General features: G+C 62.1%; 9 protein-coding genes. 3 read left to right on the forward strand and 6 right to left on the reverse strand.

Features of this window, described 5'->3' with window-relative positions; translation table 11 throughout:
* Nucleotides 1–25 precede the first annotated feature (25 nt).
* On the reverse strand, nt 26–1282 hold the full coding sequence (locus tag J2857_RS06575) for an AGE family epimerase/isomerase (protein ID WP_210009207.1): 1257 nt from the start codon (nt 1280–1282) through the stop codon (nt 26–28).
* A gap of 192 nt (nt 1283–1474) precedes the next feature.
* Here J2857_RS06575 and metH point away from each other — a divergent pair, with 192 nt between their 5' ends.
* Entirely contained in the window at nt 1475–5248 is a 3774-nt protein-coding gene (gene metH / locus J2857_RS06580) for a methionine synthase (protein ID WP_210009208.1), read from the forward strand.
* Nucleotides 5249–5316: 68 nt separating this feature from the next.
* Here metH and J2857_RS06585 read toward each other — a convergent pair whose 3' ends face one another.
* From J2857_RS06585 to J2857_RS06605, 5 genes are all read right to left on the reverse strand, one after another.
* Nucleotides 5317–6378 (reverse strand): ABC transporter ATP-binding protein, encoded by a 1062-nt coding sequence (locus J2857_RS06585; RefSeq protein ID WP_210009209.1) that lies wholly within the window; start codon nt 6376–6378, stop codon nt 5317–5319.
* Between the two features lie 9 nt (nt 6379–6387).
* Complete coding sequence (locus J2857_RS06590; protein WP_210009210.1) at nt 6388–7176, reverse strand: ABC transporter permease; 789 nt, start codon at nt 7174–7176, stop codon at nt 6388–6390.
* Entirely contained in the window at nt 7173–8048 is an 876-nt protein-coding gene (locus tag J2857_RS06595; RefSeq protein WP_210009212.1) for an ABC transporter permease, read from the reverse strand. Before J2857_RS06595 ends, J2857_RS06590 begins: the two co-directional genes overlap by 4 nt.
* A gap of 71 nt (nt 8049–8119) precedes the next feature.
* A complete protein-coding gene (locus tag J2857_RS06600; protein ID WP_210009214.1) occupies nt 8120–9226 on the reverse strand; it encodes an ABC transporter substrate-binding protein in 1107 nt (368 codons plus the stop codon).
* 147 nt (nt 9227–9373) lie between these two features.
* On the reverse strand, nt 9374–10264 hold the full coding sequence (locus tag J2857_RS06605) for a MurR/RpiR family transcriptional regulator (RefSeq protein WP_037083238.1): 891 nt from the start codon (nt 10262–10264) through the stop codon (nt 9374–9376).
* Between the two features lie 172 nt (nt 10265–10436).
* Here J2857_RS06605 and J2857_RS06610 point away from each other — a divergent pair, with 172 nt between their 5' ends.
* Nucleotides 10437–11213 (forward strand): N-formylglutamate amidohydrolase, encoded by a 777-nt coding sequence (locus tag J2857_RS06610; protein ID WP_210009215.1) that lies wholly within the window; start codon nt 10437–10439, stop codon nt 11211–11213.
* A 103-nt stretch (nt 11214–11316) separates the two neighbouring features.
* Nucleotides 11317–12867 (forward strand): amino acid permease, encoded by a 1551-nt coding sequence (locus J2857_RS06615; RefSeq protein WP_210009217.1) that lies wholly within the window; start codon nt 11317–11319, stop codon nt 12865–12867.
* The last annotated feature ends 85 nt before the right edge of the window (nt 12868–12952 follow it).

Genomic DNA, 12952 nt, shown 5'->3' on the forward strand with positions numbered 1-12952 from the left:
GCGGGTGACGTTGCGGCGAAAACCCTCAGATACGCCCTTCGGCCTCGGCGATAACCTTCGTCAGGCTGCCGTTTGCCGGAAAGAGCGGGATGAGGCAGGCCTGCAGGGCGTGGTAGATATCGCCCTTGCCGGGGAAGAGGGTGTGGGAGGGGACGAGATCCTCGGTCAGTTCCTCGTGCCAGCCGCCGTTTTTGTGATCGATGAAGTGGTTGGCGATCGTGCCCCAGATCAGCCGGTAGCTGTCCTCGTAAAAGCGGTCGGCCGGCAGGTGCTCGTTGAGGAAATGCGCGGCACCCGCCGCCTCGCACATCGGCCACCAGAGCTTGTTGGTCTTGGCGGGCTTGTCGGCCCAGTCGAGCGTGTAGAAAAAGCCGCCCTTTTGACTGTCCCAGCCCAGTGACATGGACTGAACGAACAGCGATTTCGCCGCGTCCGGCATCCAGGCGTGCTTCTTGTCCCCGAGCGTCCAGAGTTGCAGCAGGAGGCGCGACCATTCCAGCCAATGGCCGGGCGTGGTGCCGGCGGGGCGGAACATCTCGTCGGGATGGTAATAGTCCTTGTCGATCGTCCATTCCGGATCAAAATGCTCGGCAACCCGGAAACCGACGCTGCCGGCGGAGCGGCGGATGACGAGGTCGGCGATGCTTTCCGCCTTGTCGAGATAGGCCTTCTCGCCAGTTGCCTCGAAAGCGGCCATCAGCGCTTCAGTGAGGTGCATGTTGGAATTCTGGCCGCGATAGCCGCCGCCATCGATCGGAGACCAGTCGCGATTGAATTCTTCCATAATCGCGCCGTGACGCGGCTCCCAGAACTGGGTCTCCAGAACCTCGCTGATATCGGCCAGCATCTTGTCGGCGAGCGGATGGCCGGCAACTTTTGCCGAGGAGGCGGCGAGCAGCACGAAGGCGTGGCCATAACCCTGCTTGGCGGAATCGGCTGCGCCGTCGTCGTTGACCTGCCAGAAATAGCCGCCATATTCCGTATCACGATGGCGTTCCCACAGAGTGCGCATGCCGTGGTCGATGATATCGCCCGAGCCGGGCCGGCCGAGCAGGTAGCCGATCGAGAAACAATGGACCATGCGAGCCGAGGCATGGATGCCGCGCGTCGGGTTGGCGCCGCCGAGGGCCAAGCCCTGGTCGTCGAGATCGAAGAAGCCGCCCATCGGGTTGATGGCCCGGGTTTGAAAGAAATCGAAGAGCCCGTCGGCCTGATCCAGGAGCCAGCGACGATGATAGGGGAGGCTCGCCCAGTTGGCTTTTGTCTGACCGGTGTCGCTCATGAAAACCTCGGAATCGGTTTGGGACCTGTGTCGCTCTGAACGCCTATAGCGCCCTGCTGGTTGCCTGTCATGGCTCTTGTTAAATCGCTTATCCTAAGCAGGCTGGTATCAAGCACTCCAGAGGTTATATATTGACATAAAGATATCTTTATGCGGTTATTGAGCGAAATCGAAACGATGAAGGGATGTGCCATGTTCGACGAACTCTTTGGTCCCGAGGCCGCCGCGCGCGACGGCGCGGAGATTCTGGCGGCACTCAAGGCCGCGGCTCGTGAGCGCATCCTCATCCTTGACGGTGCGATGGGCACCGAAATCCAGGGCCTGGGTTTCGACGAAGGCCATTTTCGCGGCGAGCGATTTGCCGGATGCGCCTGCCACCAGCAGGGCAACAACGACCTTCTGATTCTCTCGCAGCCCCAGGCGGTCGAGGAAATCCATTACCGTTATGCCAAGGCCGGCGCCGATATCATCGAAACCAATACATTCTCCTCGACCCGCATCGCGCAGGCCGACTACCAGATGGAGAACGCGGTCTACGACCTGAACCGCGACGGCGCGCGGCTGGCGCGGCGGGCGGTGTTGAGGGCTGAGAAGGAAGACGGCCGCCGCCGGTTCGTCGCCGGCGCCATCGGCCCGACCAACCGGACCGCCTCGATTTCTCCCGACGTCAACAATCCCGGTTACCGGGCGGTGACATTCGACGACCTTCGCATCGCCTATGGCGAACAGCTCGACGGCCTGATCGACGGCGGCGCCGATATCATCCTGATCGAGACGATCTTCGATACGCTGAACGCCAAGGCGGCGATCTTCGCCTGTGCCGAGCGTTTCGAGGCGAAGGGCATCCGCCTGCCGGTGATGATCTCCGGCACGATCACCGATCTTTCCGGCCGCACGCTGTCCGGCCAGACGCCGTCGGCCTTCTGGTCCTCCATCCGTCATTCGAAGCCCTTCACCGTCGGCCTCAACTGCGCGCTCGGCGCCGATGCGATGCGGCCGCACCTGCAGGAGCTTTCGGGCGTCGCCGACACGTTCATCTCCGCCTATCCGAATGCCGGCCTGCCGAACTCGTTCGGCGGTTATGACGAGACGCCGGAAGACATGGCCCGCCAGATCAAAGGCTTTGCCGAGGAAGGCCTCGTCAACGTCGTCGGCGGCTGCTGCGGATCGACGCCGGAACATATCCGCGCGATTGCCGAAGCGGTCGCGCCGTACAAGCCGCGCGAAGTGCCGGAACACCGGCCGTTCATGTCGCTTGCGGGCCTGGAGCCCTTCGAGTTCACCAAGGACGTGCCGTTCGTCAATGTCGGCGAGCGCACCAACGTCACCGGCTCGGCGAAATTCCGCAAGCTGATCACCGCAGGCGATTTTACCGCAGCTCTCGTGGTCGCCCGCGAGCAGGTGGAAAACGGTGCCTCGATCATCGACATCAACATGGACGAGGGCCTGATCGACTCGCAGCGGGCGATGGTCGAATTCGTCAACCTGATCGCCGCCGAACCGGATATCGCCCGGGTGCCGATCATGCTCGACTCGTCCAAGTTCGAGATCATGGAGGCGGGCCTGAAATGCGTGCAGGGCAAGCCGGTCGTCAACTCGATCTCCATGAAGGAAGGCGAGGAGAAGTTCATCGCCCAGGCCAAGCTGCTGCGCAACTATGGCGCCGCCGTCGTGGTCATGGCCTTCGACGAGCAGGGCCAGGCCGATACCTACGAGCGCAAGGTGGCGATCTGCGAACGCGCCTACAAGCTCCTGACCGAAGAGGCGGATTTCCCGCCGGAAGACATCATCTTCGACCCGAACATCTTTGCGGTCGCGACGGGGATCGAGGAGCATAACGGCTACGGGCTCGCGTTCATCCAGGCGACGAAGACGATTCGCGAGCGCATGCCTCTCGTGCATGTCTCGGGCGGCGTCTCGAACCTGTCCTTCTCGTTCCGCGGCAACGAGCCAGTACGCGAGGCGATGCATGCGGTGTTCCTCTACCACGCCATCCAGGCGGGCATGGACATGGGCATCGTCAATGCCGGTCAGCTGGCGATCTACGAAAACATTGATCCGGAACTGCGCGAGGCCTGCGAGGACGTCGTGCTCAACCGCCGCGACGATGCGACGGAACGGATGCTCGACATCGCCGAGCGTTATCGCGGGACCGGGGCCAAGGAAGCCAAGGAGAGAGATCTCGCCTGGCGCGAATGGCCGGTGGAGAAGCGCCTTTCGCATGCGCTCGTCAACGGTATCAACGAATTCATCGATATCGACACGGAAGAGGCGCGCCAGAATGCGGAGCGGCCTCTGCATGTGATCGAAGGTCCGCTGATGGCCGGCATGAACGTGGTCGGCGACCTGTTCGGCTCCGGAAAAATGTTCCTGCCGCAGGTGGTGAAATCCGCCCGCGTGATGAAGCAGGCCGTGGCCGTGCTTCTGCCCTACATGGAAGAGGAAAAGCGCCTCAATGGCGGGGACCAGAAGAAGTCCGCCGGCAAGGTGCTGATGGCGACCGTCAAGGGCGACGTCCACGATATCGGCAAGAACATCGTCGGCGTCGTGCTCGCCTGCAACAATTACGAGATCATCGATCTCGGCGTGATGGTGCCGGCGACCAAGATTCTGGAAACGGCGATTGCCGAGAAGGTCGATATCATCGGGCTTTCCGGCCTGATCACCCCGTCGCTCGACGAGATGGTGCATGTGGCGTCCGAAATGGAGCGCCAGGGTTTCGACATTCCGCTGCTGATCGGCGGGGCGACGACCAGCCGCGTCCATACGGCGGTCAAGATCCATCCGCGTTATGATCGCGGCCAGGCGATCTATGTGACGGATGCGAGCCGCGCCGTCGGCGTCGTGTCCGCGCTTCTCTCCGAAGACGGAAAGCCGAGCTATATCAGCACGGTGCAGGCGGAATATGCCAAGGTGGCGGCGGCCCATGCCCGCTCTGAAGCGGAAAAGACCCGCCTGCCGATCGCGCGTGCACGCGCCAATGCGGAGAAGGTCGACTGGTCGTCCTACCAGCCCAAGAAGCCGCAATTCACGGGCACCAAGGTGTTCGAGACCTATGACTTGGCGGAACTGGCAAAATATATCGACTGGACGCCGTTCTTCCAGACCTGGGAGATGAAGGGGCGGTTCCCGGCGATCCTCGAGGACGAGAAGCAGGGCGAGGCGGCGCGCCAGCTTTATGCCGATGCGCAGGCGATGCTCGACAAGATCATTGCGGAAAAATGGTTCCGGCCGCGGGCGGTGATCGGCTTCTGGCCGGCCAATGCGGTGGGGGACGATATTCGCGTTTTTGCCGATGAGAGCCGCGCGGAAGAACTCGCGACCTTCTTCACGCTGCGACAGCAGCTTTCGAAGCGTGACGGTCGCCCGAACGTGGCGCTGTCGGATTTCGTCGCACCTGCCGAGACCGGCCTGGAGGACTATGTCGGCGGTTTCGTCGTCACGGCCGGCATCGAGGAAGTGGCGATCGCGGAGCGGTTCGAACGGGCGAACGACGATTACTCCTCGATCCTCGTCAAGGCGCTGGCTGACCGCTTCGCGGAAGCCTTTGCCGAATGCATGCACGAGCAGGTCCGCAAGGAATTCTGGGGTTATGCGCCCGACGAGACATTCTCGGCGGAAGAGCTGATCACCGAGGCCTATAACGGCATCCGCCCGGCGCCGGGTTATCCGGCCCAGCCCGACCATACGGAAAAGGCGACGCTGTTCCGGCTGCTCGATGCGGAAGCGGCGACCGGCGTCATCCTGACGGAAAGCTACGCCATGTGGCCCGGCTCGTCGGTCTCGGGCCTCTATATCGGCCACCCGGCATCCTACTATTTCGGAGTGGCGAAGGTCGAGCGGGACCAGGTCGAGGATTATGCCAAGCGCAAGGGGATGTCGATCGAGGAGATCGAGCGCTGGCTCGGCCCGGTCCTTAACTACGTGCCGACGTCCGGCCAGGATGCGGTCGACGACGCGGCCTGAGGAAGGCGCCGCCTGAGATTGCCCGAATGCAAAACGGCATCCGCGAGGATGCCGTTTTACGTTTGCGATCAGTCGCGGATGATCAGGAAATCGTGGGCGTTGAAGCGCAGCGTCAGGGTTTCGCCCGACTGCGGCAGGACCGCATCCGGGGAATTGAACATGTCGAAGGAAATCTGGTTTCCTCCGACATCGAGCTTGGTGCGGATGACTGACCCCAGAAAATGCGAGGAGAGGACCTGACCGGTCAGCGACGTATCGCCCTTGGCATTTTCCAGGAGCGAACCGGCTTCAGGGCGCAGCGCGATCGAGAGCTTGTCGCCGCCCTTCAGCGCGCCGATCGATTCTCGCAGCCTGATGGTATTCTCGCCGACCTTGACGGTGTTGGCCGCCGGATCGACGACGGTCGCCTCGATGATGTTGAGCGTGCCGACGAAGGAGGCGACGAAGCGGGTGGTCGGACGATTGTAGATTTCCGACGGGGTGCCGATCTGGTCGGCGCGGCCGGCATTCATGACGACGACACGGTCGGAGATCGACAAGGCCTCTTCCTGGTCGTGCGTCACGAAGACGGTGGTGATGCCGAGCTGGCGCTGGATTTCACGGATCTCCTCGCGCAATGAAACACGGATCTTGGCGTCGAGCGCCGACAGCGGCTCGTCGAGCAGCAGGACCTGCGGCTTCGGCGCAAGCGCGCGGGCGAGCGCCACGCGCTGCTGCTGGCCGCCGGACATCTGGTAGGGGTAGCGGTCGGCCAGATGCTCGAGGCTGATGAGCTTCAGCATTTCCTTGACGCGCGTTTCGATCTCCGTCTTGGACTTGCCGGCGACCTTCAAGCCGAAGGCGACGTTGTCGAAGACGTTCATGTTGGGAAACAGCGCATAGGCCTGGAAGACCATGCCAATATTGCGCTGGTTGGTCTTCAACGTGTTCTGGTTTTTGCCGTTGATCGAGATGGCGCCATCGCTCGGGCTTTCGAAGCCGGCGATCATGCGCAGCACGGTCGTCTTGCCGCAGCCCGACGGTCCGAGAAAGGAGACGAACTCACCCTTCTCGATGGACATATTGAAGTCCTTGACCACCTGGGTCTGGCCGAAGCTCTTCTTGATACTTTCGAGAACGAGGAACGACATCAAAATTCCTTAAGGCCTGGAAGGCGTCAATTTGCTGAAGCGGGAAACGAGCTGGATCAGACCCATCGAGAGCCAGGTGATGGCAAAGGCGATGACCGCCAGCGCCGAAGGTTCGTAAGCCTTGTTGGCGCCGACGAGCTGGAGGTAAGGACCGAAGGCCGGACGATTGAGAAGGGCCGCCATGGTGAATTCTCCCATGACGATCGCAAACGTGATGAAGGCGCCCGAGAGCACTCCCGACATGACGTTCGGGAAGATGCAGCGGAACATGATCGTCGGCCATTTGGCGCCAAGGATTTCGGCGGCCTCCGTCAGCGTCCGCACATCGATGGTCCGCATCGCGGTATCGACCGAGCGATACATGTATGGAAGGGCCAGCGTGACGTAGGAGAATGTCAGCAGGATGTTGGTGCCCTGCGTCGAGCCGGTGAACGGGATCCAGGACGAGGAATTGTAGAGACGCAGGTAGCCGAACACGATGACGATCGCCGGAATGACGAGCGGCAGCAGCGTGATGAATTCGACGACCGGCCGCATCTGCGGCAGGCGTAGCCGCACCCAATAGGCGGTCGGCACGATGAGCAGCATGCCGACGACGATCGTCACCAGCGCCATCAGCATCGAGAAGCCGAAGGTGGCGCGGAACTGAGCGTCCGTAAACACCGACTGGTAGGCATCGAAGGAATAGACGCCGCGCCGCATGCGCAGCGAGAACTCGAAAGTCCCGATCAGCGGCACGAAGAAATAGATGGCGCCGATGGCGATCGCGATCCAGGCGAAGATCTTGTGCGCCTTCATTTCTGCCACCGTTCGGCGCGGCTGCGCAGCCAGATATAGAGGATGTTGGAAATGCCGGTGATGACGATCATGCCGAGGGCGAGCGCATAACCGAGATTGGGATTATGCAGCACGTCGCCACGGATCTGGGCGTAGAGCAGGATCGGCACGATGTTGAGCGAGGCACCGGTCAGCGCAAAGGCGGTCGCAATCGCGCCGAAAGCGTTGGCGAAAAGGAGGAGCGTGGCGCCCATCAGGCTCGGCCAGAGGATCGGCAGCACCACCATGCGCCAGTATTGCCAGGTGGACGCGCCAAGGATTTCGGATGCCTCGCGCCACTCCTTCTTCAATCCGTCCAGCGCCGGCGTCAGGATCAGTACCATCAGCGGGATCTGGAAGAACATGTAGGTGATCGTCAGGCCGAAGAACGAGAGGAGGTTGAACCCCGTCGAATAGAGATTGAAGCCGAGCCAGTCCCGCATGAAGACCGTGACCAACCCGGTCCGACCAAGTGTCGCAAGGAAGGCGAAGGCGAGCGGCACGCCCGCGAAGTTCGACGCAACGCCCGAAAAGGTCAGCAGGCTGGAGCGGATCCAGGACGGCACGCCGCCGAGCACGACCGCCCAGGCGAGGAAGAAGCCGATCAACGCGCCGCCGAGTGCAGACGCGACGGATACCCGGATACTGATCCAGTAGGCGCCGAGGATGGACGGCGAAAAGAGGTCGGCAATATTCTGAAACGTGAATTCGCCCGCCGGATTGAAGAAGGCGCCGACGATCAGATAGACCGTGGGAACAATCAGGAAGGCGAGCGCAAATAGCATGAACGGCACGATGCCGAGCCAGTCTATGACTGTCCGGCGGTCGATGAATGACGTGGAAGCGGTGGTCATGAAGGCTGGCGATCCAGGGAAAACGGGAAAACTCCCGCGCCGGACGGCGCGGGAGGTCAATCTTGTTCCGATTACTTTGCGACGTTGGCGCCGACCACGCTATCCCATTTCTTGGTGATGGTTTCCTTGGCGGCAGCCTGCTGGGCGAGCGTCGGGAATACGGCCTTCTCATAGGCTGCTGCCGGGGGCAGGGCGTCGAGCAGGTTCTTCGGGATCTTGTTGTTCTTGGCAAGATCGTTGAAGCGGATCGGGTGGCAATATCCCTTCAGCCAGCCGAGCTGACCTTCGTCGGAATAGAGGTATTCCATCCACAGCTTGGCAGCGTTCGGATGCGGAGCGAAAGCGGAGATCGCCTGGACGTAGACGCCTGCAACGACGCCGCTTGCCGGAACCACGACCTCGAAGGGCGGGTTGCCCTTCAGGCTTTCGCCCCAGGACAGGGCGTTATAGTCCCAGGCGACGATGATCGGCGTCGTGCCCTGTGCGAACGGGGCGGCCTTGCCGGTGACCGGAACGAAATTGCCCTTCTTGTTGAGTTCCGCGAAGAACTTCAGGCCTTCGTCGCCGGCCTTGGCGGAGTCGCCGTTGGCGCCGGAGAGGCCGGCGGCATAAACGCCCTGAACGGCCTGGTTGGCGCTGCGCGGATCGCCGGCGAGCGCGACGGCATTGGCGTAGTCGGACTTCAGGAGGTCGGGCCAGTCCTTCGGAGAGGTCTTGACGAGGTCCTTGTTCACCAGGAAGGCGAGAACGCCGTAATAGTCGCCGTACCAGTAACCGTCTGCATCCTTGGCGTCGGCCGGGATCGAATCCCAGGTGGAGACCTTGTAGGGCTGGATCAGGCCGTCGGCCTTGGCGGACGGGCCGAACGACAGGCCGACGTCGATGACGTCAGGAGCCTGCGGGCCCTTGTTGCCCTTGTTGGCCTTGATCGCTTCGATTTCGTCGCCCGAACCGGCATCCGGGTTCAGTTCGTTGACTTCGAGGCCGTACTTCGCCTTGAAGCCGGCGATCACGTCGCCGTAGCCGCACCAGCTGTGGGGCAGGGCGATCGTGGTCAGCGTGCCTTCCTTCTTGGCGGCCGCGATCAGCTCGGCGCTCGGCTCGGCGGCGGCGATGGCGGTGGAGGCGACGACGAGGGCGGTCGTCAGGGAAAGAAGACGTTGGGTCTTGTTGGGCACGGTATCCTCCTAGGGGTTCAGGTCGTGTGGTCCGGATCGTTCGGCGCGACTCGTAGAGCCAGTTTATGTATCGTATATGACAGGCCGGAGGATGAGCGGTTGCTCATAAGCCCCCGGAATTACCGGCATATTTCTTGACCCCGACTGTCAATCGGGACGGCCCTGGCGGCCCGGCCGGCGGAACAGCATCGTCCGCTCGAAGAGGCCTTCCAGAGAGTTCATGCGTTCGCGGGTTTCCTCCCAGGTTGCGCTCTGCACCGCCTCGATCAGCGCCTCGACGACGAACAGGGTGATGACGGAGCTGTCCCAGGCCGAGGGCGCCTCGATCCGCACCTTGAATGTGTGTTGCGCGTGCTTGGCGACGGGCGAGGCCCAGACGTCGGTCAGCAAGACGATGACGACGCCGTTGGCCCGTGCGGCCTCTGCCAGCGTCGCCATCTCCTGCTCGTAGCGGCGGATATCGAAGATCACCAGCACGTCGCCGGCACTCATGTTCAGAACATGCTGCGGCCAGGAACTGGAATTGGTGGAGATCAGGGTCGTCTTCGGGCGGATGACCTGCATGTGGGTGAAGAAATACTCGGCCAGCGCCCCGGTGATGCGGCCGCCGACGAAGTAGATGCCCCGATTGCGATCACGCAGAAGTGCGGCCGCGCCCTCGAAAGTCGTGGTGTCGAGATCCGAAAGCGTGTCGCGCAGATTGGCGGTGATGGCGTCGGCGAAGCGGTTGAGGATATGCGTGCCGGGCGCATTGGAGGCCCAGCGGTCGTGCTTGGCGATCGGATTGGAGATCGTTGCCTCGAGCTCCTGGTGGAGATGCGACTGGAATTCCGGATAGCCCTTGTAGCCGAGCTTCTGCACCATGCGTGCCACCGTCGGCGTCGAAACGCCGGCGTTCTCCGCGATCACAGTGATGCTGCCGAGCCCCGACACCGGATAGTTCTCCAATAGGCTGTCCGCCAACTGTTTTTCCGCACGCGTCAGGCCGTCGTAACGAACGCGAATGACATCTGATACGGTGCGTGCAGTTGGTGGCACGAAAGCTGTTCCCTCCGGTCTTCGCCGGTTTATGACACGAGTTAAAAGTACTTTTGTGACAGGTGTCAATGGAGCGGGTGAAGAGAAATTTTCAGAATCACGTTGACGGCAGCCGGAAAGTGAAGAATTCTCTTCTTAATCCAATTTAAACGATTTTTTCCGGAAGGCGTTGATGCTGGTCCAGTCGGAATTCTTCACGGAGGCGGATGGCGAGCCCGTCGCGGTGGACAATACCGGCGGCCGCGGAGACGTGCTTCTCGTCTGCGAACACGCCTCGCGCCGCCTGCCGGAACGGTATGGCGATCTGGGGCTTTCCGCGGATGCGCTTGCCTCGCACATCGCCTGGGATCCGGGAGCGCTTGCCGTCTCCCGGCTGATGTCGAAGAGCCTCGACGCGACGCTGATCCACCAGCGGTTTTCGCGGCTCATCTACGACTGCAACCGGCCGCCGGATTCGCCCGCAGCGATCCGCGACGTGTCCGAGATCTTCCGGATCCCCGGCAACGAGAACCTGACCGAGGCGGAGAAATCGCGCCGGACCACGGCTCTCTATCTGCCGTTCCACGGCCGGATCCGCGAGGAGATCGCGGCGCGGCGGGCGAGGGGGCTGCAGACGGTGCTCGTCACCATTCACAGCTTCACGCCGGTCTATTTCGGCAAGGAGCGGCCTGTCGAGATCGGCGTGCTTCACGATACCGACAGCCGGCTTGCCGACCGGGTGCTGCAGGCCGCATCCGATACGCATCTCTACCGCGTCGAGCGCAACGAGCCTTACGGGCCGGCGGACGGCGTGACGCACACGCTGGAGGTCCACGCCTTGCCGGCAGGGCTTCTCAACGTGATGATCGAAATCAGGAACGATCTCATAACAGACGAAACCGGCCAGGGGGTCGTGGCCGATTTCTTGACAGGATTGCTGCGGGAAAGCCTCGCAGACGTCCAAAGATAAAAGACCCGGGGAGCAGCAGCTCGCATGCCCGCGGTGGATTTCCGCGGGAAGGACAAACCGGATGGCCGCGATGGCGCGGTCTTTCTGCCAACAGGGGGAAGTCATGTCCGAGTATACCGAAGGCGACAAAAAGCAGGATATTCATATCCTGCATTCCATGGGCTATGCGCAGGAGCTCGAGCGTCGCATGAGCTCGTTTTCCAACTTTGCAATTTCGTTTTCCATCATCTGCATTCTCTCCGGCGGCATCAACTCGCTGGGGCAGGCGACTGCCGGCGCCGGCGGTGCGGCAATCGGCATCGGCTGGCCGCTCGGCTGCCTGATTTCCGGCATCTTCGCGCTCGGGCTGGCGCAGATCGGCTCGGCCTATCCAACGGCGGGCGGCCTCTATCACTGGGGTTCCATCCTCGGCAACCGCTTTACCGGCTGGCTTTCCGCCTGGCTCAACCTGCTCGGTCTCGTCACCGTGCTCGGCGCCATCAATGTCGGGACGTTCTATTTCTTCTTCGGCGCCTTCGGGCCGGCTTTCGGCATCGAGGATACGCTGACGCATCGCGTGGTTTTCGTTGCCCTCATCACCGGGCTGCAGGCCGGCATCAATCATTTCGGCATAGGTCTGACGGCGAAACTCACCGACTTTTCCGGCTATCTGATCTTCGCGACCGCGATCCTCCTGACGATCGCATGCCTTATCGCAGCCCCCGGCTTCGATTTCGCGCGGCTCTTCACCTTCGCCAACTATACCGGCACTGAGGGGGCGGCGCTCGTCTGGCCGAACAGCGTGTCCGGCGTGATGGCATTCCTTCTCGGCCTGCTCCTGCCGATCTACACGATCACCGGTTATGACGCCTCGGCCCATACATCCGAGGAGACCGTCAAGGCGGCGGAATCCGTGCCGCGCGGCATGGTCTCGGCCGTCGTATGGTCCGCCGTGTTCGGCTACATCATGCTGTGCGCCTTCGTACTGATGATTCCCAACATGGATGATGCGGCCAAGCAGGGCTGGAACGTGTTCTTCTGGGCGATGGACGCGCAGATGAACCCGACCGTGAAGAGCATCCTGTATTTCCTGATCTTCATCTCGCAGCTGCTGTGCGGCCTGGCCACCGTCACGTCGGTATCGCGGATGATCTTCGCCTTCTCGCGCGACAAGGGCCTGCCTGCGTCGTCGGTGCTCGCCAAGGTCAGCCCGAAATACCGTTCGCCCGTCGCGGCGATCTGGACCGGCTCCATCCTCGCCGTCCTGTTCGTCTGGTTCACCTCGGCGATCACCATTGCCGGCACGCCGGCCTATTCGATCGTCGTGTCCTGCACGGTCATCTTCCTGTTCCTGTCCTTCGCTCTGCCGATCGCGCTCGGGCTGTTCACCATCGGCACGGCGAAATGGCCAAGCATGGGTCCCTGGAACATGGGTATTCCGGTCTACCGGCTGGTCGCCATCCTGGCGATCATCTCGATGATCGTCATCTTCTTCATCGGCATCCAGCCGCCGAACGACTGGGCGCTCGAAATCACCGTCGGCTTCCTGGTGCTGACCGGAATCGTCTGGTTCGCCTTCGAGAACCGGCGTTTCATGGGGCCGCCGATCGGCGATGCCATCGCAAAGCGGCAGGCCGAGATCGCTGCTGCGGAAGCGGCTGTCGGAGAAACGTAAGCGCGACCGGGCTTAACGCCCCAATGATCCCGCCGCCACGACACTCGAAAGGTTGTGGCGGTTCACCCTTTTGAAACGGATGTGA

This window comes from Neorhizobium galegae (genome assembly GCF_017877055.1).
Classification (GTDB): domain Bacteria; phylum Pseudomonadota; class Alphaproteobacteria; order Rhizobiales; family Rhizobiaceae; genus Neorhizobium; species Neorhizobium galegae_D.